At 55.9% G+C, this 23115-nt stretch carries 20 protein-coding genes and 6 pseudogenes; 18 read left to right on the top strand and 8 right to left on the bottom strand.

All coding sequences use genetic code 11. The features are described 5' to 3' along the window. Positions 1–32 precede the first annotated feature (32 nt). From tssK to tagF, 5 genes and pseudogenes are all read left to right on the top strand, one after another. Positions 33–1406, top strand: a pseudogene (tssK, locus tag CXB77_RS24525) (type VI secretion system baseplate subunit TssK). 3 nt (positions 1407–1409) lie between these two features. Beyond that, positions 1410–1820 (top strand): hypothetical protein, encoded by a 411-nt coding sequence (locus CXB77_RS21370; RefSeq protein WP_242445496.1) that lies wholly within the window; start codon positions 1410–1412, stop codon positions 1818–1820. Beyond that, entirely contained in the window at positions 1778–2857 is a 1080-nt protein-coding gene (icmH, locus tag CXB77_RS06175; protein ID WP_242445495.1) for a type IVB secretion system protein IcmH/DotU, read from the top strand. Before CXB77_RS21370 ends, icmH begins: the two co-directional genes overlap by 43 nt. Further along, positions 2857–6432, top strand: a complete 3576-nt coding sequence (gene tssM / locus CXB77_RS06170) for a type VI secretion system membrane subunit TssM (protein WP_105073208.1) — start codon at positions 2857–2859, stop codon at positions 6430–6432. The genes icmH and tssM overlap by 1 nt, the downstream gene beginning before the upstream one ends. Before the next feature lie 3 nt (positions 6433–6435). Beyond that, positions 6436–7071, top strand: a complete 636-nt coding sequence (gene tagF / locus CXB77_RS06165; RefSeq protein WP_242445494.1) for a type VI secretion system-associated protein TagF — start codon at positions 6436–6438, stop codon at positions 7069–7071. Here the strand turns inward: tagF and CXB77_RS21365 are convergent. From CXB77_RS21365 to CXB77_RS06145, 7 genes and pseudogenes are all read right to left on the bottom strand, one after another. Continuing rightward, entirely contained in the window at positions 7054–7722 is a 669-nt protein-coding gene (locus tag CXB77_RS21365) for an amino acid ABC transporter ATP-binding/permease protein (RefSeq protein ID WP_242445493.1), read from the bottom strand. The genes tagF and CXB77_RS21365 overlap by 18 nt on opposite strands. Next, complete coding sequence (locus CXB77_RS21360) at positions 7719–8783, bottom strand: ABC transporter transmembrane domain-containing protein (RefSeq protein WP_242445492.1); 1065 nt, start codon at positions 8781–8783, stop codon at positions 7719–7721. Before CXB77_RS21360 ends, CXB77_RS21365 begins: the two co-directional genes overlap by 4 nt. A gap of 57 nt (positions 8784–8840) precedes the next feature. Then, positions 8841–9068: an RsmD family RNA methyltransferase gene (locus CXB77_RS23615; RefSeq protein ID WP_347338062.1), complete on the bottom strand. Its 228-nt coding sequence runs from the start codon at positions 9066–9068 to the stop codon at positions 8841–8843. After that, positions 9025–9348: pseudogene (locus CXB77_RS23610) on the bottom strand (RsmD family RNA methyltransferase); the annotation flags it as partial. The pseudogene CXB77_RS23610 and the gene CXB77_RS23615, both read right to left, overlap by 44 nt. Continuing rightward, positions 9326–9373: pseudogene (locus CXB77_RS23605) on the bottom strand (hypothetical protein); the annotation flags it as partial. The pseudogenes CXB77_RS23605 and CXB77_RS23610, both read right to left, overlap by 23 nt. A gap of 74 nt (positions 9374–9447) precedes the next feature. Continuing rightward, positions 9448–10764 carry a M16 family metallopeptidase gene (locus CXB77_RS06150; RefSeq protein ID WP_105073207.1) on the bottom strand — a complete coding sequence of 439 codons (1317 nt, stop codon included), beginning with the start codon at positions 10762–10764 and terminating at the stop codon, positions 9448–9450. Continuing rightward, positions 10754–12130, bottom strand: a complete 1377-nt coding sequence (locus CXB77_RS06145) for a M16 family metallopeptidase (RefSeq protein ID WP_105073480.1) — start codon at positions 12128–12130, stop codon at positions 10754–10756. The genes CXB77_RS06150 and CXB77_RS06145 overlap by 11 nt, the downstream gene beginning before the upstream one ends. 291 nt (positions 12131–12421) lie before the next feature. On the opposite strand from CXB77_RS06145, the pseudogene CXB77_RS21355 reads away from it, so the two are divergent. From CXB77_RS21355 to CXB77_RS06100, 12 genes and pseudogenes are all read left to right on the top strand, one after another. Then, positions 12422–13365: pseudogene (locus CXB77_RS21355) on the top strand (1-deoxy-D-xylulose-5-phosphate synthase N-terminal domain-containing protein). After that, positions 13365–13951 (top strand): annotated as a pseudogene (locus tag CXB77_RS21345) (hypothetical protein). Before CXB77_RS21355 ends, CXB77_RS21345 begins: the two co-directional pseudogenes overlap by 1 nt. Positions 13952–14074: 123 nt before the next feature. Then, positions 14075–14209: a hypothetical protein gene (locus CXB77_RS22965; protein WP_277949360.1), complete on the top strand. Its 135-nt coding sequence runs from the start codon at positions 14075–14077 to the stop codon at positions 14207–14209. Positions 14210–14224: 15 nt separating this feature from the next. Then, positions 14225–16040 (top strand): annotated as a pseudogene (gene recQ / locus CXB77_RS06135) (DNA helicase RecQ); the annotation flags it as partial. Next, a complete protein-coding gene (locus CXB77_RS23600; protein ID WP_347338084.1) occupies positions 16026–16433 on the top strand; it encodes a helix-turn-helix domain-containing protein in 408 nt (135 codons plus the stop codon). The pseudogene recQ and the gene CXB77_RS23600, both read left to right, overlap by 15 nt. Positions 16434–16900: 467 nt before the next feature. After that, positions 16901–18034, top strand: a complete 1134-nt coding sequence (locus tag CXB77_RS06125) for a DegT/DnrJ/EryC1/StrS family aminotransferase (protein ID WP_105073205.1) — start codon at positions 16901–16903, stop codon at positions 18032–18034. Positions 18035–18360: 326 nt separating this feature from the next. Beyond that, complete coding sequence (locus CXB77_RS21340; protein WP_242445489.1) at positions 18361–18624, top strand: hypothetical protein; 264 nt, start codon at positions 18361–18363, stop codon at positions 18622–18624. Then, a complete protein-coding gene (locus tag CXB77_RS06115) occupies positions 18621–20114 on the top strand; it encodes a lipopolysaccharide biosynthesis protein (protein ID WP_105073204.1) in 1494 nt (497 codons plus the stop codon). The genes CXB77_RS21340 and CXB77_RS06115 overlap by 4 nt, the downstream gene beginning before the upstream one ends. Continuing rightward, on the top strand, positions 20111–20260 hold the full coding sequence (locus CXB77_RS19140) for a glycosyltransferase (RefSeq protein ID WP_146108738.1): 150 nt from the start codon (positions 20111–20113) through the stop codon (positions 20258–20260). The genes CXB77_RS06115 and CXB77_RS19140 overlap by 4 nt, the downstream gene beginning before the upstream one ends. Beyond that, positions 20257–21219 (top strand): glycosyltransferase, encoded by a 963-nt coding sequence (locus CXB77_RS06110; RefSeq protein ID WP_105073203.1) that lies wholly within the window; start codon positions 20257–20259, stop codon positions 21217–21219. The genes CXB77_RS19140 and CXB77_RS06110 overlap by 4 nt, the downstream gene beginning before the upstream one ends. A gap of 220 nt (positions 21220–21439) precedes the next feature. Beyond that, entirely contained in the window at positions 21440–21736 is a 297-nt protein-coding gene (locus CXB77_RS06105; RefSeq protein WP_105073202.1) for a class I SAM-dependent methyltransferase, read from the top strand. Between the two features lie 232 nt (positions 21737–21968). After that, a complete protein-coding gene (locus CXB77_RS06100) occupies positions 21969–22280 on the top strand; it encodes a nucleotidyltransferase domain-containing protein (RefSeq protein ID WP_105073201.1) in 312 nt (103 codons plus the stop codon). 456 nt (positions 22281–22736) lie between these two features. On the opposite strand, the gene CXB77_RS22960 is transcribed toward CXB77_RS06100, so the two are convergent. Next, on the bottom strand, positions 22737–22871 hold the full coding sequence (locus tag CXB77_RS22960) for a hypothetical protein (RefSeq protein WP_277949359.1): 135 nt from the start codon (positions 22869–22871) through the stop codon (positions 22737–22739). On the opposite strand from CXB77_RS22960, the gene CXB77_RS24520 reads away from it, so the two are divergent. Further along, positions 22815–22934 (top strand): hypothetical protein, encoded by a 120-nt coding sequence (locus CXB77_RS24520; protein ID WP_431520711.1) that lies wholly within the window; start codon positions 22815–22817, stop codon positions 22932–22934. The genes CXB77_RS22960 and CXB77_RS24520 overlap by 57 nt on opposite strands. Positions 22935–23115: the final 181 nt, after the last annotated feature.

Below are 23115 nucleotides of genomic sequence, written 5' to 3'. Positions count from 1 at the left end.
ATTGCAAGATAATCATTTAGAGATTGAAGTTGGTGCTGCGCCGTCTCAATCCGCAATCAATAAAGGAGCTGCATCGTGACTTGGAACAATCGGTGCTGTGGTCGGAAGGGCTGTTTTTACAACCACAGCATTTTCAACAGCATGATCGTTATTTGGAACATGTCATTGATGCCAAATCCAGCGTTGGCACTCCGGCAGCGTGGGGCGTGCAGCGGTTGCGGATCGACGAGGAATTGCTGGCGTTTGGCAAATTTTCAGTGACTGAAGTCGCGGGAATTCTGCCTGACGGCACGCCGTTTGACGCGCCAGCGCATGATCCGCTGCCACTGCCGTTAGAATTTGATGAGCGAATTCAACCACAAACGCTGTATCTCGCGCTGCCGCTGCGCCGCCCGGAGTGGCGGAAAGCGGCAGCGCCAGCGAAACCGAACGGTATTGCGGTATCGCGCCAGCGAACTGACGGTGCGCGATAACACGCTCGGCGCAGACACTGAAACCACACTCATCATCGGACGCTTGGATTTGCGGTTGATGTTGGAGCAGCAAGCGCGAGCGGGTTATGCCTGCTGCGGCGTTGGGCGCATTCTCGAATGCCGAGCGGATCGTCAACTGCGACTTGATCCGGCGTACATTCCGCCGTGCATTGACATTCGGATTGCGCCGCGTTTGAGCAATTTTATTCAGGAATTGAACGGGTTGCTGCATCGGCAAGCGGAATTACGCGCCGGACGGTGCGCGGCGTGGGACGCGGTGGCGTTGCGGATTGGGCCGATTTTCTGCTGCTGCAACTGCTCAATCGCGCCGAGCCGGTCGTCGTGCATTTTGACCAATTAGCGGGGCTGCATCCTGAGACGCTGTTTCGTTATCTACTCGGTCTTACTGGAGAATTGGCGACTTTTGCCAGCACCAGCAAACGTCCGCCGGAATTCCCGCCCTATCGTCACGACGATTTGAATGCGACCTTTACGCCGTTAATGGAACGGCTGCGCGAATTCCTCAATCGTGAATACGTTGAACGCGCCATTGCTATTCCAATTCAAGAACGGCAATTCGGTTTTCGGATTGCATTAGTTGAAGACCGAATGCTGTTAACCAATTCACGTTTCGTATTGGCAGCGCAAGCCAATTTAGATTCACAAACGCTGCGCAATCGTTTACCAACGCAAACCAAAATTGGCCCAGTCGAAAAGATTCAAGAATTGGTTAAATTGGCGCTGCCGGGAATTCCGCTGCGCCCGATGCCGACTGCACCGCTGGAGATTCCGTATCACGCGGGATTTGATTATTTTGAATTAGATCGCAGCAGTGAATTCTGGGCGCAATTGGTGACGGGCGGCGGATTTGGTCTGCATATCGGCGGCGATTTTCCCGGGCTGGCGTTAGAACTTTGGGCAATCCGCGAGTGATTTATGGCACATGACGATCCCTTTGCAGTTCCTGACGATGCCGGACCGACGGTCATTCGTCCGATGCCGGGCGGACGCTTAAATCCGCCTGCTGCGGGGATTGCGCAATCTCCGCAACTGCCGATTGATCAATCCCCCCAACCCCCCTTTTCCAAAGGGGGGCTTTCTGCGCCCTTTTCTCAAGGAGGGCTTTCCTCTTCTCCTTTTGAAACAGGAACTTCTTCAACTCCCCCCTTTGCAAAAGGGGGGCTGGGGGGGATTTCTTCCAATCCGCTGCTCGCGTGTGCCAACGGCATTTTGACTGTTGCTGCGCAGGTGCGCGGCACTGCCTCTCATCCCGATCCTGAAGGATTGCGCGATTGGTGCAGCAAATGCGCACTTTTGAAACCGATGCTCGCGTTCAAGGTTTGCTAGATGCAGTGGTGTTGCCAGCGCGATATGTGCTGTGCGCGTTGGTCGATGAAGCAGTGCTGGATACGCCGTGGGGGACGCAAAGTGTGTGGAGCAATCGCGGGCTGTTAATCAGCTTTCACAACGAAACGTGGGGCGGCGAAAAGTTCTTCACTGCGTTGGAGCGACTGCTCGCACAACCTCGCGCTAATCTTAACTTATTGGAATTGATGTATTTATGTTTGGCGCTCGGTTTTGAAGGGCGCTATCGGGTGCGCGAAGGTGGGCGCGATCAACTCAATCAAATGCGCGAGCAACTGTTTCAAACCATTCGCAGCCAGCGCGGCGAGCCGGAATCAGAACTCTCACCGCATTGGCAAGGCGTCGGCAAACCGCAAGACCCGCTGCGGCATTCGCTGCCGCTGTGGGTGTTTTCGACCTTGGCGGCGGTGACGCTGCTGGCACTATTTACGGTGTTTAGCTTTGCGCTCAACCGCGATTCTGATCCGGTGTATTTATCGTTGAATGCGCTCGACCAACGGCTGCCCGCACTGGCGGAGCGTGACGCGCCAGCGCCGTTAATTCCGGCAGAACCGGCGACAGCGTTGACGTTGCGGCGCTTATTGGCGGAGGACATCGTTGCTGGGCGGTTAACCGTGGTGGATCGTCCGCTGGGACAAACCGTGATTTTGCGCGGTGACGATTTATTCGCCTCCGGCAGCGTGGCGATTAAACCGCCATATTTGCTGCCGTTGCGCCACATTGCCGAGGCGCTGGCGCAATTGCAGGGCAAAGTTTTAGTCACCGGTCACACCGACAGCGTGCCAATTCAAACGCTGCGCTTTCCATCGAACTGGCATTTGTCACAAGAACGGGCGACTCGCGTCAGCAATTTGCTCGCGGAAATCACCGGCAGCCCAGCGCGTTTCAGTGCCGAAGGTCGCGCCGAAAGCGAACCGCTGGTGCCCGATAATCCCAAAGATGCTCGCAATCGCCGCGTAGAAGTGATGCTCATCACGCCCGCAAACACGACCGTTGCAACGCCGGGAGCGCAGCAGTGATGGCCATTCTCGCTTGGTTCGTTTCGCCATTTTTCTTAACGCTGCTCGGCATGAGCGCCACCGGACTGTTGATCTGGTTCGCTGGGCCATTTCTGCACTTCGGCAATTTCGATCCGCTGGCATCGGTTGAATATCGGGTGCTGGCAATCGTCGCGCTGTTTAGCGTGTGGGGAGTCATCGCGCTGATTTCGCTGTTGCTCGAACGCCGGCGCAATCAGCAACTGGTTGACCAATTGGCAACTGACGCGGAAACCGCACCCGATCCGACGCAGCAAGCCTCAGATGAAGAATTGCTGGTGCTGCGCGAACGCTTTACGCAGGCGCTGGCGACGCTGAAAGGCGCGACGGGTAAACGCAAACTCGGTGGACGCTGGGTGTATCAACTGCCGTGGTATCTCATCATCGGCCCGCCGGGCTGCGGCAAAACGACGGCATTGCTCAACGCTGGGCTGCGCTTTCCGCTCGCCGAACAGTTGGGTCAGGATGCAGTGGCTGGACTCGGCGGTACGCGCAATTGCGACTGGTGGTTTACCGATTCTGCCGTGCTGATTGACACCGCTGGGCGCTACACCACGCAAGACAGCGACCGTCTGGTGGATAAAACCGCGTGGCAAAACTTTTTGGCGCTGCTGAAAAAACACCGCCCGCGCCGTCCCATCAACGGCGTTTTGGTCGCGTTGAGTCTCGCGGATTTGCTGCAACAGCCGCAGGTTGACCGTGACCGGCAGGCGCTGGCGCTACGGCAGCGGGTGCAAGAACTGTGTCAAACGTTTCACACCGCGATGCCGGTGTATGTGCTGCTGATGAAGGCCGATCTGATTGCGGGATTCAATGAATTCTTTGCAGATTTGAGCAAAGAAGGACGCGAGCAGGTCTGGGGAATGACGTTTCCGCTGGCGCTGGGCGAAAACACTGCCGCGCCGATCAGCGCCGTTTCCGCCGAATTGAAATTGCTGCACACGCGTTTGGATGCGCAGTTGCTCACCCGTTTGGAGCAGGAGCGCGAACCAAGTAAACGCACGTTGCTGTTCAGTTTTCCCACGCAGTTTGCGGCGCTGACCGAAACGCTGGAGCAGTTTTTGACCGACGTGTTTACGCCGTCGCGGTTTGAAATTCATCCATTGGTGCGCGGAGTTTATTTCTGCAGCGGTACGCAAACTGGAACGCCAATCGACCGCATTTTGGGCGCGTATGCCGCGAACTTTGGGCTGGGACGACAAGGCGTGTTGCCGTTCAAAGGCACGAGCAAAAGCTATTTCCTCACGCGGCTGCTGCGCGATGTCGTGTTTCAGGAATCAGGGCTGGCGGGACTTGATCCGCAATTGGAACGGCGGCAGCAATGGTTGCGGCGCAGTGCCTACGCTGGCGCGGCGCTGGTGTTTCTGGTGGCGGCGACGGCGTGGACAACCAGTTATGTCCGCAATCGTTCGCTGATTGCCGAGACTGCGCAGCAGGTCGTCAACATCGAAAACCAACTGGGAACGCTGCCCACTGATGCCAATGATTTACTTGGGATTTTACCGCTGCTCGATGCAGCGCGTGAGCTGCCGCGTGGGTTTGCGCACCGCGTTGATCCGGTCGAAATGACCGAAGGTTTGGGGCTGTATCAAGGCGACAAACTCGGTTCGCAGGCACAACGCGCTTATCTGCACATTCTCAACCGCGTGTTATTGCCGCGCATTTTGCGGCGGTTGGAAGGACAAATCCGTCAAGCCAGCGCCGATCCCGCGCATCTTTATGACGCGCTGCGGGTGTATCTGCTGCTCGGTCAAGCCGACGTTCACACCCGAGCAGATGATCTCGCCGCAATCAAACTGTGGATTGAACAGGATTGGCAGCAGTCGTTGCCCACGACCACGACTGCCGCGCAACAAGCGGCGCTGCGCGGTCATCTCGCCGCGTTATTGGAATCCCGTTCAGCCACTTTGCCACCGGCGCTTAATCAAGAAGTGATTGATTCTGCTCGCAGTATTTTGAATCGCGCACCGCTGACCGAACGGGTTTATGAACAACTCAAGCGCGACGGCGTGGGCGCAGCAATTCCTGATTTCAGCATCAGCGCCAACGCTGGTGACTATGCCAACGTGCTGCTGGTGCGGCGCAGCGGACGACCGCTAACGCAAGGCATTCCGGCGCTGTACACCTTCGACGGTTATCACCAAGGTTTTGCGAAAACGACCAATCGCCTGATTCAAACCGTCGCCGCAGAAAGTTGGGTGCTGGGCGATGCCGCGCAGTTGCAGCCCGATTCGCCAGCCGCTGCGCAATTGTTCGCCGCAGTGCGCGACCGTTATTTTCAAGACTATGTGACTGAATGGAAAACGTTATTAGACGACATCGCGCTGATTCCGGTGCGCGATTTGCCCCACGCGGCGCAGGTGCTCAATCTGCTCGCTGATCCCGCAAAATCGCCACTGCGCTTGTTACTGGTGGCGGCTGCCGCGCAGACTCAATTGGATCAGCAACCGGCAGCGGATGCAGCGGCAACTCCTGCGCCAGCACCCGCATCAGCGGATTTTGGGCAACGGGTGGCGCGTTATTTTGGTGGCGATCAACCAGCTGCCGCGCCGGAAGCAGTAGCGACTGGTGAAGCGCCGGAGCTGTATGTGACGCGGCGGTTTGCGTGGCTGCATGATCTCGTCCGCGCCAACGCCAGCGGGCAAACGCAGCTCGATCAACTGCAAACCACGTTGAGCAAATTGGAACTGCATTTGACGGCAGTCGCTGCGGCGATGATGTCCGGGCGCACGTTGTTGGTCGCCAGTGAAACCACCGAAATTGCCGAGACCAAGGCGCTGGCGGACAAATTGCCCGCACCAGTGCGCGGTTTAATCGCAACGCTGGCGCAGGACAGCGCAACGCTGGAAGCTGGCGGAATGCGTTCTCAACTCAATACGTTATGGACAACCGACATTTTGCCGTTTTGTCGTGAAGCGATTAACGACCGTTATCCGTTTGTCAAAGACAGTGCGCGAGAAACCACGTTGTTTGATTTCGGAAAACTGCTCGGTCCCGGCGGAATGATTGACACTTTTTTTAAGCAACAGCTCGCGCCGTTGGTCAATACCAGTCGTGCTAAATGGCAATGGGCAGATGCGCGGATCGGAATTCCGGCGGACGTGCTGGCGCAATTTCAACGCGCTGCCGTGATCCGCGAGGCGTTTTTCACCGGCGCAGCGAAAACGCCAGCGGTGGAATTTGAATTAAAACCGCTGCGGATGGATGCGCAAGTCATTCAATTTATGCTTGATTTAGATGGACAAATGGTCGATTACCGGCAAGGTCCGCCGCGCAGCCAACGGTTGCAGTGGCCGATGCCAGAAGGTGCGGGACGGGTGCGGCTGATGTTTACCGATCTCACGGGCAACGGGCCGAGTGCAACGGAAGAAGGCGCATGGGCATGGTTTCGGCTGCTGGATCGGTCGGCGCTGAAACCGACGGCGCAGCCAGAGAAATTTCAGGTGACATTTGCGCTGGGCGGATTATCAGCGCGGTTTGAATTGCGGGCGGTGAGTGTGCGCAACCCATTTAATTTGCAGGAAATACGGGCATTTCGCTGCCCGGAGCGGCTGTGATGTTTGGCGGAAGAAATCCCCCCAACCCCCCTTTTACAAAGGGGGGCTTTTCCTCTTCTCCCCCCTTTGGAAAAGGGGGCAGGGGGGATTTGCCAGCCCGGGTTTTACGGCAAGTTGCCGGAACTCGGCGATTTTGTGCAACGCCGCTTGCCGTCTACGTTTATTCAACCGTGGGATCAGTGGTTGCGCGAATCGCTGGCCAGCAGTCGGGCGCAGCTCGGCGAGCAGTGGTTGGATGTTTATCTCGTCAGTCCGCTGTGGCGTTTTGTCTTGACGCCGGGCGTTGTCGGGCAATTGGCGTGGGCGGGCGTGTTGATGCCGAGCGTGGATCGCGTCGGGCGCTATTTTCCGCTGACCATTGCCAGCCAGCTTGATTCGGCAATCGACTGTTTTGATTGTTTTTGTAGCGCCGAAGATTGGTTTACGCGAGCCGAAGCAGTGGCGTTAATGGGACTGCAAGAAGGTTGTGATCTGGCGACCTTTGATGCGCAGGTGCTGGCGCTGGGAAGTGCGCAATGGTCAGTGGGCAGTGGTCAATCGGGGCAATTCGGCAGTCGGTGGCGGTCAAGCAGTGCTGAATTTTGTTATCCAGAACTGCCGCCGCCCGCCCAGTTTCGCGTGTTACTCGCTGGCGGCTGAACAACGCAGCAATTCTGCCTGCGTCGCTTGCGCCACAACGGACACATCACCCAGCGCCAGCGTCCGCCCTTGATCGAGCACCAGCACCTGATCGACCCAATCCAAACCCACTGGGCGATGGGTGATTAACAACACAGTGCGTCCGCGCATCAGCCGATTCAGCGCCTCCATCAGATCGCGCTCGGTCGCTGCATCCAGCCCTTCAGTCGGCTCATCCAACAGCAAAATCGGTGCGTCTTTCAACAAAGCGCGAGCAACTGCGATGCGTCGCCCCTGACCACCCGACAATCTCACGCCCGTTTCTCCGACCCAAGTGTCATAACCTTCGGGAAGTTCAGCAATAAAATCATGAATCTGCGCCACGCGGCAGGCATTTTCGAGCGCCGTTTGTGAGGCGTCTGGATTCGCCAGCAGCAGATTTTCGCGGATGGTCGCGTCAAATAAATGCGTGTGCTGGCTGACGACGGCGATATGACGGCGCAAATCATCGCCATGAAATTCGGCGAGATCGTGACCACCGAGACGCAGCGTCCCCGCGCCCGGCGTCCAAAAGCGCAGCAGCAAATTAAACAACGTACTTTTGCCCGAGCCAGTCGCACCAATCACCGCAGCGCGAGTGCCCGCCGGAATGTGCAAATTGATGTCGATCAACGCCGGTCGCGCTGCGTTGGGATAACTAAATGTGACCTGTTCACAACTGAGATCAAACTGGTGCGGCTGCGGCGATGCGCCGTTGGTTCGGTGACGGCTGGCGCAGTGTCAACGATTTCAAACAGCCGACGCGCTGCCGCGAGACTGCGCCCAAGTAATTGAAAGGCTTGCGGTAACGGCGCGACTGCTTCAAAACTCGCCAGCGTAAACAGCGCCAGCATTGCCAATTGCGGCGGCGCTAATTCGCCACTGCGCACCAGCGGAATCGCCAGCAGCAATAAACACCACAGACTCAAGCCAGCGCACACGCCGACTGCCGCCAGCGTCAACCCGTGATCGCTGCTCAACTGCGCTTGATCGGCAATCAAGCGCCGACTTAAACCGTCGATACGTTGCGCTTGCTGTTCGGTCATCCCATAAACGGTCAATTCCGCCATGCCCTGCACGCCGTCGATGACCGCAGTGCGCAGCGCACTTTCATCGGCAGTAATGCGTTGACCGGGCGCTTGTCCTCGCGCTTGCGACCAAATGGGCAACGCGACGCCTGCGAGCAGTAAAAAGCTCAATCCGCTCAGTGCCAGCACTGGTGAAAAGATGAATAAAAATAAAGTAAACAACAGGATGCTGACGGCAGCGACGATGGCCGGCACGAGTACGCGGACGTATAAATTATCGAGTGCGTCAATGTCGGCGCGAATGCGCGTGAGCAAGTCGCCGCTGTGATAAAACTGCAGTCGGGCTGGCGCGAGTGGTTCTAAATGGCTGTAAAACCAAACTCTTAAACTGGCGATCAAGCGAAAGGTTGCTTCGTGATTGATGACGCGCTCGCCGTAGCGCCCAGCGGTGCGCACCATCGCGCTGCCGCGTACTAAAGCTGCCGGTGCAAAATAATTCATGGCGATGCCGGTGACGCCAGCAGTGGCCATTGCGCTGAGAAACCAACCCGATGCAGTCATCAACATGACGTTGGCCAGCAGCGTGATGATCGCCAGCACCGTGCCGAGCAGCATCCACCACTGATACGGGCGAAATAATATCCACAGTCGTTGTAAATCAGTCATTTGGAAATTTTCAGTTGTCAGTTTTTAGTGGTCAGTGAGCATTCTGTTTACTGCTGATCACGGCGAATGCGCATTGATCTTGCGCTCAATTTCCACGACCACCAATCCATAACGCACTTGCCCAGCGGTTTTATCGCGGATCAACTCCCAACCCGTTGGCAACGTTGGGAAATCACTCGAACTGGCGGTTTCTAAATACACCCGCGCTCCCGCTGCCAACCAACCGTTATTTGCCAGTTTTTCAATTGCTGGCGCAAGTAAACTCGGCGGAATACGGCGGATCAAGAAACACCACATCAAACGGTCGCCCCGCGCCAGCCAGCCACTGCAACGCGTCGGTTTGCACAATGTTCATTTCGTTTGAAATTCCCAGCGTCTGCGCATTCGCCAACAACTGCGCTGCTGGTGCGGCGCGTTCCAGCAACACCACTTCACCGCTGCCGCGTGACCGCGCCTCAAATCCAGCGCCCCGCTGCCGGCAAACGCATCTAAACATCGCGCCCAACGATGATCGGCGCCAGCCAGTTAAACAGCGTTTCGCGCACCCGATCCGGCGTCGGACGCAGCCCGGCTGCTCGACAAACGGCAATCGGCGACCGCGAAATTGGCCGCCGATAATCCGCAATTGATTATTTGCCGCGTGTGTCGCTGCTTCTGACGCGATTTAGCTGCCGCCAACGGTGACAATCGCCAGCCGGTCGGGATGAATGCGCCGCGCAAACGCATCGCGGATTTGTTCGACCGTCACGGCTTCCACCCGCGCTGTGAACCGTTCCAAATGATCGAGCGGCAATCCGTAAAAACCGATCATCGCTAAATAATTGACAATGCTGCTGTTGCTGGCAATTTTGAGCGGAAAACCGCCGGTGATATTTTTCTTCGCTGCCGTTAATTGCGCTTCGGTCGGACCGGTTTCGATAAACCGCCGCAACGTGTCCAGCAACACTGTTTGCGCTTGATTGGCTTGGGAATTTTTCGTTTGCAAGCCCAGCGTAAAACCGCCGAGCTGCGCCAGCGGCACAAATGCACTCGACACGCTATACGACATCCCGCGTTTTTCACGAATCTCGTCCATCAAAATCGACACCAGCCCGCTGCCGCCGAGAATGTGATTGCCGACATACAGCGGAAAATAATCGGGATCGCCGCGCCGCATTCCGGGTTGACCGACCAGCACCGTCGTTTGGGTTGCGGTGAACGGAATCGCCTTGACACTGCTCGCGGTCAACTCGGCGACTGGCGGCAGCGCGGGCGCACGTTCACCAGTGGGCAATCCGGCCGTGATGCGCGTGGCAATTGCTTCTGCGCCCGCGCGATCTACTGCACCCACAATCGCAATCAGCGCGTTTTTCGCCTGATAAAAATGGGCATGAAATGCCTGCAACTCCTCGCGGGTCAACGCCGTGACCGTTACCGCAGTGCCTTGTGGATCAGTGGCATACGGATGATCGCCGAAGATCGCGGGCGACAACGCCAATGCTGCGACTTGTTCCGGCGATTCTTCGGCTTGACGCAGCGCAATCAGACGATTTTGGCGGACGCGCTCCAAATCTGCGGACGGAAAAGTCGGCGCGGTTAACACGGTCGTCAGCGTTTCCAGTGCCGTATCCATCGCTGGCTGCTGGGTCAACGTCCGCAATGACCATTCAGTCGTGTCTTGGTCAGTGCTGGAACTGAGCGACGCGCCAATCTGCTCCAACCGCTCGGCCAGCGCGTCGGCATTCCATTCGCCCGCACCTTGCGCCAGCAGCGCGGCAGTCATCGACGCCAAGCCCGATAATTTGCCATCGCGGGCGCTGCCAGCGTCAAACACCACTTTGACATCCAGCATCGGAATTTCCGGCGCAGCGACGAACAGCACTCGCGCCCCGTTGGGCGTTTGCCATGTTTGGATATTGGGCATGGCGTGGGCAGTTGACACGCTGGCGAGCAGCGCCAATAAACCCATTAACGGTAAAGAAAAGAAGCGATTAACGCGCATGAGAGAGGTCTCCGAGTTCTGGCGCAGCGGGCGCGGGTTGATCGGCAGCCAGCGGTTGCGGATCAAGCACGGCAACGGTGAGATGGTCTGCGATGAGATATTTCTGCGCCACTGCTTGCACCTGCGCGGACGTGACGGCAGCCAAATTGTCCACATAACTGTCGGCCAGTCGCCAATCGAGACCGATGGTCGCCAGCATTCCCAGCTCCATCGCTTGATAAAACAGCATGTCCTGTTGGAACACTTTGGCGGCGATGACTTGCGTACGCACTCGTGCCAGCTCCTCGGTGCTCACCAGCTCGGTTTGGACGCGAGCAATTTGGGCGCGAATTGCTTGCTCCACCTCGGCGATGCTGTGGTTTTTGCTGGGCACTGCATCAAATAAAAACAGTCCGGCGAGCCGTTGAAAGGCGCTGTAGCTGGCGCTGGCGGAAGCAGCGACTTGACTGCCGCGCACCAATTCCCGCGCAAACCGGGCGCTGTTGCCACCGTCGAGAATCGACGCCAGCATTTCCAGTGCGTAGGGTTCCCACGCTTCCGCTGCATCGGCGACCACCGGCGTTTTATAACCCATTAACACATAAGGTTCTTTCGCTGGCGCTTTGACAATCAAGCGTTTTTCGCCGCGTTGCTCCGGTTCAATCGGCAATTTCGGAGGCGTGATGGTTTCGGCTTGGAGCGGGCCAAAATACTGCGTTGCCAGCGCAAACACCTGTTCTGGATCGACATCACCCACAACTACCAATGTCGCGTTGTTGGGCGCATACCACAGCCGATACCACTCGCGCAGATCAGCGGCCTGCAACTGCTCCAAATCGCCGGGCCAACCAATCACCGGATTGCGATAAGGCGACACGTCATAAGCGATTGCGCCAAACCGCTCGGAGGTCAGGGCTTGCGGATCGTCTTCGGTGCGCATTCGCCGCTCTTCTTTGACGACTTCCAATTCTTTGGCGAATTCGGTTTGACCGAGCCTGAGATGCCGCATTCGATCTGCTTCTAATTCAAAGGCAATGGCTAGTCGGTCGCTGGCGAGATTCTCAAAATAAGCGGTGTAATCGTCGCCAGTGAACGCATTTTCTGAACCGCCGTTTTCCGCCACGATGCGCGAGAATTCGTTGGGCGCGAACCGTTCAGTACCTTGAAACATCATGTGTTCCAGCAGGTGAGAAATGCCGGTGATGCCGCTGTGTTCATAACTGGCGCCGATGCGATACCAGATTTGCGAGGTTAAAATTGGTGCTCGGTGATCGGGTTTCACCAAAATTTTCAAGCCATTATCTAACGTTCGTTCAACTACGGGCGCTGGCGCAGCAAGTGCGATCAGCGGCAACAATAACGGCACAAACAAAAAACGTCGCAGCATCATAAAATCCAAGGTGGAAGTTGATAAGAAGTGCATTAACTATAGGCGAAGCCACTGCCCCAACCTCGATCGCCAAACAGCGGCGCTTTTTCGCCGCTTAATAGTGCAAATGCTTGATTTAATTGATTGCTTTTTCTCAACAACAACCAAGTAACGATTCGTCTAAACTACCGAACCTGTCAAAAAATAGACATTTTCAATCATGCCACACCGTACCCTCAGCGATTCTGGTGTCGCCTTGCGCCGCCGTTCCCTTCTCGACTCCATCGACTCACCCGCTGATTTGCGGCGCTGCCGCAGAGTCAACTGTCTGACATTGCCCATGAACTGCGCAGTTTCCTCATCGAATGCGTGTCGCAAACTGGCGGCCATCTCGCAGCAGGATTAGGCGTGGTGGAGCTGACAATTGGTTTGCATTACGTCTTCGACACGCCGCACGACCGGCTGGTGTGGGATGTCGGTCATCAGGCCTATCCGCACAAAATCCTGACTGGTCGCCGCGAGCAGATGCTGCAACTGCGCAGCAAGGGGCCGTCGGGTTTTCCGAAACGCAGCGAAAGTGAATATGACTGTTTTGGCGTGGGTCATTCCAGCACGTCCATCGGCGCGGCACTCGGCATGGCGCTGGCGGCCAAGCAGCGCGGCGAACGGCGCACTGTGATTGCCGTGATTGGCGACGGCGCACTCGGCGCGGCATGGCGTTTGAGGCGCTCAACCACGCGGGTTCGATGGACGTTGATTTGATTGTCATTCTCAACGACAACGAAATGTCGATTTCGCCACCGGTCGGCGCAATCAGCGACCATTTGGCGCGCTGCTGTCGGGCAAGCTCTACAACACCGTGCGCGAGGGCAGTAAAACCGCGTTGGCCGGTTTACCGCAGTTGCGGCATCTGGTCGGGCGCTGGGAAGAGCACATGAAAGGGATGCTGATGCCCAGCACCTGTTTGAAGAGCTGGGTTTCAACTACATCGGCCGATTGACGGTCACGATCTTGATTCGGTGGTCGCCACGCTGCGTAATCTCAAAGGCATGACCGGACAACGGCTGCTGCATGTCGTCACCCAAAAAGGACGCGGCTATAAATTCGCCGAAGGTCAACCGACCATTTATCACGGCGTCACACCCTTTAACCGCGACACCGGCGAACTGCGCAAAGGCAGCAGCAGCGGACCGAGTTACACCCAAATTTTCGGCAGTTGGCTGTGCGACGCTGCGCCCGCGATCCGCGTTTGATGGCGATTACTCCGGCGATGTGCGAAGGCTCTGGATTGACGTTATTTGCCAAACGGTTTCCGAGCCGGTTTTTCGATGTTGGCATTGCCGAACAACACGCGGTGACGCTCGCCGCGGCATGGCGTGTGAAGGTTTGAAGCCGGTGGTGGCGATTTATTCGAGCTTTCTGCAACGCGCTTACGACCAACTGATTCACGATGTCTGCCTGCAAAATCTGGACGTGACTTTTGCCGTCGATCGCGGCGGTTTGGTCGGCCCTGACGGCGCGACTCACGCCGGCAGCTTTGATCTCAGTTTCAGTCGCCCGATTCCCAATCTCATCATTCTCGCGCCAGCCGACGAAAACGAATGTCGGCAAATGCTGAAAACCGCGTTTGAATACGAAGGTCCCGCGATGGTGCGTTATCCGCGTGGCGGCGGACCGGGCATAGACATTGATCCTCACGCGCCAGCGTTACCGATTGGGCGCGGCGAGATCATCCGCGACGGGCAGCGCGTCGCGCTGCTGGCGTTTGGCAGTTTGGTTCCAGCGGCGCTGGCAGCAGCGAAACGCTGGATGCCACCGTTGCCAACATGCGCTTTGTGAAACCGCTTGATAAAGAACTGATTTTGGACTTGCAGCGCGGCACGAGTTGCTGGTGACACTGGAGAAAACGCGATTGCCGGCGGCGCAGGCAGCGGCGTTGCCGAACTGCTCGCCGCGAACGGGGTGCTGGTGCGCTGTATTCATCTGGGTTTACCGGATTTTTACATCGAACACGCCGAACATGCCGCCCAGCTCGCCAGCGTCGGCCTCAACCGCGACGGGATTATTGCCAGCGTTCAGGCAGCGCTGGCGCAGTAACTGGACGGCGTGGCAATGCACGACTCTCCGCTGCGCGTCCTGAATCGGGTATTTGGTTTCGAGCGGTTTCGCGGCGCACAGGCGGAAATTATTGATCTGGTCATCAGCGGCGGCGATGCGCTGGTGTTGATGCCGACGGGTGGCGGCAAATCGCTGTGTTATCAAATCCCGGCGCTGCTGCGTCCGGGCACGGCGATCGTGATTTCGCCGCTGATTGCGCTGATGCAGGATCAGGTGGACGCGCTGCAACAATTTGGGGTGCGGGCAGCATTTCTGAATTCGTCACTCAGTTTGGAGCAGGCGCGACAAGTGGAGCGCCAGCTCATCGCTGGATCATTGGATTTGCTGTATATCGCCCCAGAACGATTGCTCACTGAGCGGTTTCAGGCGTTGCTGGAGCGCATTCCGCTGGCGCTGTTTGCCATTGATGAAGCGCACTGCGTCTCGAAATGGGGACACGATTTTCGCCCCGAATATATCCAACTTGATTTGCTGCACACCCGCTGGCCGCAGTGCCGCGTCTCGCGCTCACCGCCACTGCCGACACGCCGACCCGCAACGAAATCATCGCTCGCCTCCAACTCGAACAGGCGCAGCATTTCGTCTCCAGTTTTGATCGCCCGAACATCGTTATCGCGTGGTCGAAAAAGCCAATTCGCGCCAGCAACTGCTGAGTTTTTTGCGCCGCGAGCATCACGAAGACGCCGGAATTGTTTACTGTTTATCGCGGCGACGGGTGGAGGAAACCGCGCAGTTTCTCACCCAAAAAGGCGTGATCGCGCTGCCGTATCACGCCGGTTTGGATGCCGACACGCGCCGCCGTCACCAACTGCGGTTTCTGCGCGAAGACGGCGTCATCATGGTCGCCACCATCGCGTTTGGCATGGGCATTGATAAACCCGACGTGCGTTTTGTCGCCCATCTTGATTTGCCGAAAAGTCTCGAAGCCTATTATCAGGAAACCGGTCGCGCCGGACGTGACGGACAACCTGCGAATGCGTGGCTGGCTTACGGTCTCGGCGATGTCGTGATGCTGCGGCGGATGATCGAAAGCTCAGATGCAGATGAACAGTTCAAGCGGTTAGAACTGCGCAAACTCGACGGAATGCTGGGTTTTTGTGAAACCAGCGAATGTCGTCGCCAAGTGCTGCTCAATTATTTTGGCGAAACGCTGCCGACGCCGTGCGGCAATTGCGACACCTGTTTGGAGCCAGTCGCCACTTGGGACGGCACGAAAGCAGCACAAATGGCGCTGTCGTGTATTTATCGCACCGGGCAGCGATTTGGCGCTGGCTATCTCGCGGACGTGCTGCTCGGCAGTGATTCCGAGCGCATTCGCCAATTTGGTCACGACCGCGTGAGCACTTTCGGCATCGGCAAAATGGTCGATGGGCAACCGATGACGGTCGGGCAGTGGCGGTCGATTTACCGGCAACTGGTCACAGCGGGCTGGATTGCCGTGGATTTAGAAGGACATGGCGCGTTGCGACTGACCGAGCAGAGTCGTCCGCTGTTGCGCGGCGAGCAGCCGATTCGGTTGCGCCGCGATCCTGAACGCAAAACCACCCGAGCGACTCGCGCTGCTGCGGCAAAAAACGCCGCACCGAATGATCCCGAAGCAGCGGCATTATTGGCAGCATTGCGGGCGCGGCGACTGCAACTGGCGCAGGCGCAAAACGTCGCGGCGTATGTGATTTTTCCCGATACCACGCTGTTTGATATGGTGATTTATCGTCCGCGTGATGCTGAGGAATTCGGGCGCATCAGTGGTGTCGGGCAAATGAAGCTGGCGCGATTTGGCGCAGAATTTCTGGAAGTGCTCGCAGCGCATGAAGCACAACACGGACGTCCGTCAGTGACGCTGCCATTGCCGCCGCCGCGTTCCACTGCGCCGCGAATTGCACGGGCGCGGGGTGAATTGAGCGAGACGGAGCAAACGACGCTGGTGTTGTTTCGGCAAGGGCTGACGCCGGAGCAAATTGCTGAAAAACGCAATTTCGTACATTCAACGATTTACGGTCATTTGGCGCGGTGTATTGAAGCGGGAAAGCTGGCGCTGGAGGCAGTGGTCACAGTGGATGCAGAAACGCGGCAGCGCATTGAATCCGCGTTTGCGCAATTGCCGGACGATGCGCTGGCGGGATCAAAGCAAGTGTTTGATTTATTTGAAGGACGTTACAGTTACGGGTTGCTGCAATGTGTGCGGGCGGGGATGCGGCGGTGATTAAGTTGTCAGTGGTCAGTCAATTCACGCGGATTTTTCGGAGTGAGTCATGGATGACAAACGATCCGTCAGCGAGTCGCGTACCGATTTTTCGTGCATCGCTTGATGCGCCCGAAAAAACTGGAAAAAACGCGAGTGCCTGCGCTTTTCAAACAATCGCGCACGGGTTTCTTAGGAGTTACTCAGTTGGATTGTTAAGTGTATGATTTTAATGAGGTCATTTTGTGCATTGCACAATATCAACACTTTAGATTTCAATTGCGTAACCACTAAATACTTAACTTAAACTGCGTAATTCCTCACAAACTCCAAAAACAGCGGAGAGCTTCATTGAGGAATATAATTACACGGAAAACGACACCGCACTGCCAACATCTAGAGGCTTTGCTTCGCTCTGCAGCGACCACAAAAAAACGTCAGCAACACAGACCCGATCGGTAGACCGAGCTGCGAACAGGTGCCACTTTATGGACACTACCAATCAACATTCTGACGAAATAAACGCCGCGATTTATGTCACGCGCCCCTTTCTGCCGCCATTGGCGGAGTTGTTGCCGTACCTCGAACAAATCTGGTCGAATCGTCAACTGACCAACGGCGGTCCATTTCACGTCCAGTTCGAGCAGGCGCTCTGCGACTATCTGGGCGTTGAGCACATCTCCCTGTTTGCCAACGGCACCCTGGCGCTGATCACCGCGCTCCAGGCGTTGCGCATCACGGGCGAAGTCATCACGACTCCCTACAGCTTTGTCGCCACCGCCCATGCCTTGCTATGGAACGGTATCAAGCCGGTATTCGTGGACATCCACCCCGACACGCTCAATCTCGATCCGGACAAAATCGAGGCCGCCATCACCCCGCAAACCACCGCCATCCTCCCCGTCCATGTCTACGGCCGCCCCTGCGACACCGACAGGATTCAGGCCATCGCTGACACCTATGGACTCAAGGTGATTTACGACGCCGCGCATGCCTTTGCCGTGGAGGACGAAGGTGGCAGCATCCTGCGGCACGGCGACCTGTCTATTTTGAGCTTCCATGCCACCAAGGTCTTCACCACCTTCGAGGGTGGCGCCATCGTCAGCCCGGACGCCAAAACCAAGAAACGTATCGATTACCTGAAAAATTTCGGCTTTGCCGACGAAGTCACCGTCGTCGCGCCCGGTATCAATGGCAAAATGAATGAGTTTCAGGCGGCGGTTGGGCTGGCGCAGCTTCGGCATATCGACCAGGCACTCGCCGAACGTGCCGCAATCGACCGGCGATATCGCGAGATGCTCGCCGACATACCGGGCATTCGCTGTCTTTCGCCACCGCCATCACGCCGGCACAATCATGCCTATTTCGTCATTCTGGTCGAGCCGGAGTATCCATTGTCTCGCGATGAGCTTTATCTGAAGCTCAGAGAAAATGGCATCTATGCTCGACGATATTTTTATCCGTTGATTAGCGAGTTTCCGATGTATCGGGGTATGCCGAGTGCTCGACCGGCAGGATTGCCAATCGCGATAGATACGGCGCGCGAGGTCATCTGTTTGCCGATTTTTCCCGGAATGACTGACGAAATTCGGCTCAAAGTCATTGATATTATCAGGTTCTGAAATGAGCTACTTGTCGCAGAGTGCAATAGATGAAATTGGATTTTTATCCATTGGAAAGAATGTAAAAATATCCAGTAAAGCTTCAATATATGGCCCTGATCGAATATCGATTGGAAGCAATGTAAGAATAGATGATTATTGCATTATTTCCGCTAGCAATAGGGAATTTCGTATTGGCTCATTTGTCCACATCGCCGCTTATTCATTGATCGTAGGCAATGAGCGAGTTGAAATGATGGATTTCTCTGGCTTGTCGAGCAGGGTTTCTGTTTACTCAAGCAGCGATGATTATTCTGGAACATGGATGACCAACCCTACGGTTCCAGATGAATTTTACCGGCGTAAAACATGCGCCAGTAACAATTGGAAAGCACGTCATTGTAGGAGCAGGCTCAATCATATTACCGGGTTCGTCTCTCGAAGAAGGTGTTGCGGTCGGAGCTTTGAGTTTGATTAAAGGGCGATGTAAAGAATTTGGGGTTTATTTCGGATCTCCGGCAAAGCGAATCTCAGAGAGAAAAAAAGATATTTTACGTTTAGAAAGTGAGTTTTTGGCTTCTGTTATGGACTCTAAAGGAAAGATCGCTTGAAGTTGGTTCTATTATGGACTTATTTAACCCAAGCCTATGTCGCCCTATTCGGCATTATTCTGATGCCGGTCTACTTACGTTACCTCGGCGACGAAGCCTTTGGGCTTGTCGGTTTCTACGTCATGCTTCAGGCGTGGATGCAGGTACTGGATATGGGGCTCACTCCGGCACTCTCGCGCGACATGTCCCGTTTGCGGGCGGGGACACTTACCGCCCGCGAAGCTGGGTCGAGGTTGCGCACCCTGGAATGGACTCTAGGGTGTATGGCCTGCCTCGCGACAATCTTGATGTGGGTGTCGAGTAACTGGATCGGTCAACATTGGCTTTCCGCCGTCGCGCTGGACCACTCCGTTGTGGCTCAAAGCATCACACTGATCGGGTGCGCAGTCGCCTTGCGCTGGCTGAGCGGGATTTACAGAGCCTCACTGGTCGGACTGGAGCGGCAGGGCTGGGTGAACGGACTGGCAGCCGGGTTTACGACCCTGCGTTTTGCCGGAGTGGTTCCACTCCTGATCTTTTTCAGTACCAAACCGGAGGACTTTTTTACCTTTCAGACCACGGTCGGCGTGATCGAACTACTAACGTTCGCCACCATCGTTCACTGGGTTTTGTCACCTATCCATGTATCTTGGCGGCCTGATTTCCGAACGCTAGGCGCCATGCTACCGATGGCGGGCAGCATGGCGTTTCTTTCTGCCATGTGGATCGTGCTAACCCAGATCGACAAGCTGATATTGTCTTCCATTTTGCCATTGGATGAGTATGGCTACTTCATGCTTGCCGTCATGGCGGCAAACGGGGTTTTGGTACTGGCTCCGCCACTCAATCAAGTGATGCAACCACGAATGACGATCCTCGCGGAGCAGATTGAGCAAGTGCGTTTTGTCGAGTTGTATCGTCTGACCAGCCAATTAAGCGCCGTGATGTTCGTCGGTGTTGGCGGCGGGCTTGCATTCTTTGCCGAACCACTACTGCGAATCTGGAGCGGGAGCGCCAGAATCGCCGAAACCGCCGCGCCGATTCTCTTCTGGTACGGGCTAGCGAATGCCGTGGTCGGCATCCTTACGCCACCGTTCATGTTGCAGTTCGCGAAGGGTCGATTGCGCCTGCATGTCATCGGCAACCTGATTCTGCTGGTCACGCTCGTGCCCGCGCTCGTCTTTGCCGCGACTCGCTGGGGTGCAGTCGGTGCCGGGCAGGTCTTTTTCATCACGAACTTTTTATTCTTTCTGTTTTGGATTCCACTTGTGCATCACCGCTTTCTTCCCTGTGGGGCTTGGCTCTGGTCCTTTCTGGACATCGTTCCGATTGGTATGGGAATGCTGAGTTGGCTTGCCTTTGCAGCGCAAATCCTGCCCGAAACAGCGCCCGTGTTCTGGGCTTTGATCTGGATCGGTGTTTCAATCGTGATTGCGACCAGCTTAGGCGTCGTTCTCGGGAATCGCTCCCGCAGGTATGTATGGCAATGGTTTGCAAGGAGGGCTGGATGACAAACCCGCGTATCAGTGTTTGCATCGTGACTTATAACCACGAGCGTTATATCCATGACTGCATCATGAGTGTGCTGGCGCAGACACGGGATGTCTCGCTTGAAATTCTGGTGGTGACGACGTCTCCGATGACAATACCAGCCTGATCGTAGGCGATCTTGCATTACGATTTCCCGATACTATTCGATATTATCGGCATGAAATTCGCTTGGGGCCAGCAGGGAATTATCAATTTCTCATCGAGAGGTCAAAAGGCGAATATATCGCTCATCTGGATGGCGATGATTACTGGTTGCCTGGAAAGTTAAAAGCACAATCCAAACGCTTAGACGACGAACCGGACTGCCCCGCGATTTATTCCAACGCGCTATGCATTAACGACGAAGGCTGTCTGTTGGGGCTGTTCAATAATCTCCAGCCAGATCGATTCGATTTAATGGGACTGCTCAAACGTGGCAATTTTCTGAACCATAGTTCGATGTTGTATCGAGCCTGCTATCGGGGTGAGCTTTTGTCATGGACGCCGGACTTCATCGACTATCGGATTCATCTTTATTTGTCGCGCTTTGGGAACATCGGATATTTGAACGCTCCTTTTGTAGGATATCGTATCAATTCGAGTGGATCGATGGTGGTTCATCAAAATGATAAAGTGAGATTATTTTACTGGATCGCACTGTGTGATATCCCGCCCCCACTCGTGCGCCCCGAAGACTTGAGCAAAGGGATGGCCGAGTTCATGCGCTCGATCTTTTTTCGTTCCGTCAGGATTCGATCCATGCATCTGCTCAAGATATGGTGGCCCCGCATCCTTGATCAGGCGCCCGCTGGCAGAGCACGACTGATCGCCCAGGCATGCTGGTCCATTCTGCGAACCGCGACGACAGAGGACGATTTCCATACTCTGCCGTCGACTGACCGGCAACACGATGATAGGTGCTGTACCGCGATGAATCTCCGCCGCCTCATTGCGCCTGGCGCAGGCTCTGTTCTACCGCATTTCGCTACGCCGAGCGCGTATCTTGCGTTATCTGCGGGCGACACCCAAGCGCCTTCCTACCCTACTCGCGGACTGACATGCCAAGGCTGGTGGAGGTTCTCGTAGGTGTCGGCAGTAATCTCAAGGCATTCGAATGTCCTTGGTGCGGCTGTCACGACAGGGAGCGCCATGTGTTCATGTACATGACTGGCGGGATTTCTGCCGGACCTTTCTGGCAAGAGAGTCCTGCATTTCGCGCCGGAGAAACGCCTGACCGGAAAAATCCTCGCTGCATCGCCGGATATTTATATTCAATGCGACATCGACCCTCAAGCCGTAGACGTTATTGAAGGTCGACATGTTGAACATCCCCTTTGATGAAGCGAGCTTCACTCTCCTGATCGCCAACCACGTCATGGAGATTGTGTCAGACGATGCCCAGGCACTGCGTGAGATTCACCGCGTGCTGAAGCCGGGCGGCTTCGCAATCCTGCAAACTCCATTCAGCGCCAGGCTAGACAACACATGGGAAGACGCTGGCATCGACAGCGACGAAGCGCGCCTTGAAAGCCTACGGGCAGGAGGATCATGTTCGTCTCTATGGCCGGGATATTTTCGAGCGATTCACTGCTGTGGGTTTTGAATCTTGTGTTGGCACACATGACGACCTGCTTCCAGGATACGACGCCATGAAATATGGCATAAATGAGAGGGAGCCATTTTTCCTATTCAAGCGACCGGACTGATGACAAGCAGCGATGACTGTAATATCAACGATTATTTCGCTGCATGACGAATTTTGCGTACTTCCAAGACAGACAGCCATGATCGATCTGTCAATACAATATGTCGTTTCTTTTTGAGAAATTTCTCACGTGTTAAGTTCTGAAATCATTCAAACCGCCGTGAACCGTCTCATCGGCGTGGCGCACTCGCCTGTCAAGGTCATCTTATTTGGCTCTTATGCCAGGGGTGACGCCGAGAAACCTCGGACCTCGATCTGCTTCGTCGTTGAGGACGAAGTGCCGAACATGGCGGAAGAATATGACCGTTTGCGTGGGGCGATCGGGTCTGTCGGGACGGGCGTCGATCTGCTCATCTATCCCATCAATGAGTTCGAGCGCCGCCGGAACTGGCAAACCTCACCGGTCTTCGATGCGGTCAGAGGCGGCAAGGTGATGTCATGAACGCCGCGCTTGATGAGGCCAGCCAACTGTTTCGCGCGACCACGAGAGACAAGCATTTAGCGGCCACCATGCCGCCCCTATTCAGGAATATGAACGCATGAAGCCTTCGTTCGCGCTCGACGCTCACCGCGAAACCATCCGCCGGATCGTTCATGCGCATCGGGCGAGTCATCCGCGTGTCTTTGGCTCTGTTCTGCATTGGCCTGGATACCAATGAAAGCGATTCTGGATCTGCTCGTCGAACCAGCGGCAGAGCCTCTCTACTCGATATCGCCCGTCTCCAGGTGGAATTGGAATATCACTTGGGTGTTCGCGTCGATGTGCTGACCCCGCGTGCCTTGCCTGATCGATTTCGTGAGCAGGTTCTCCATGAGGCCCGCGCGATATGAATCAAAAGGCGATGCGCCTACCGGATTATCTGTCACATATTCTGGCGGCGATTGACCGGATTCAACGCTATACGTGCGGCAGATCGCGGAAGCATTCCTTGCAGACGAGCAACTCCAGGATGCAGTCGTGCGGAATATCGAGATCATCGGCGAAGCCTCGCGGAATATTGCCATCCATGCGCCGATCTTCGTTGCGCAGCATGCTGAAATTCCCTGGTTGGCACTCTATGCGATGCGGAATCGTGTGACACATGGTGGGCAGTAGACTTGCTCGTCGTCTGGAATGTCGTGTTGCGTGACCTGCCTATCCTTGACGCACAGATTCAGTCGCTTCTGACTGAGAGTGAGCATTGGACGGGTGACACGCCGCAATAAACCACGCAGTCATCTCCGCACATCTGGCCATTTGGATGCCTGGCTAAGATTTCGCGCTTCTAACGAATCCC

It is taken from the genome of Chromatium okenii (genome assembly GCF_002958735.1).
Classification (GTDB): domain Bacteria; phylum Pseudomonadota; class Gammaproteobacteria; order Chromatiales; family Chromatiaceae; genus Chromatium; species Chromatium okenii_A.
The sequence above is the reverse complement of the archived record's forward strand: the minus strand, read 5'-3'. Positions and strand labels throughout refer to the sequence as shown.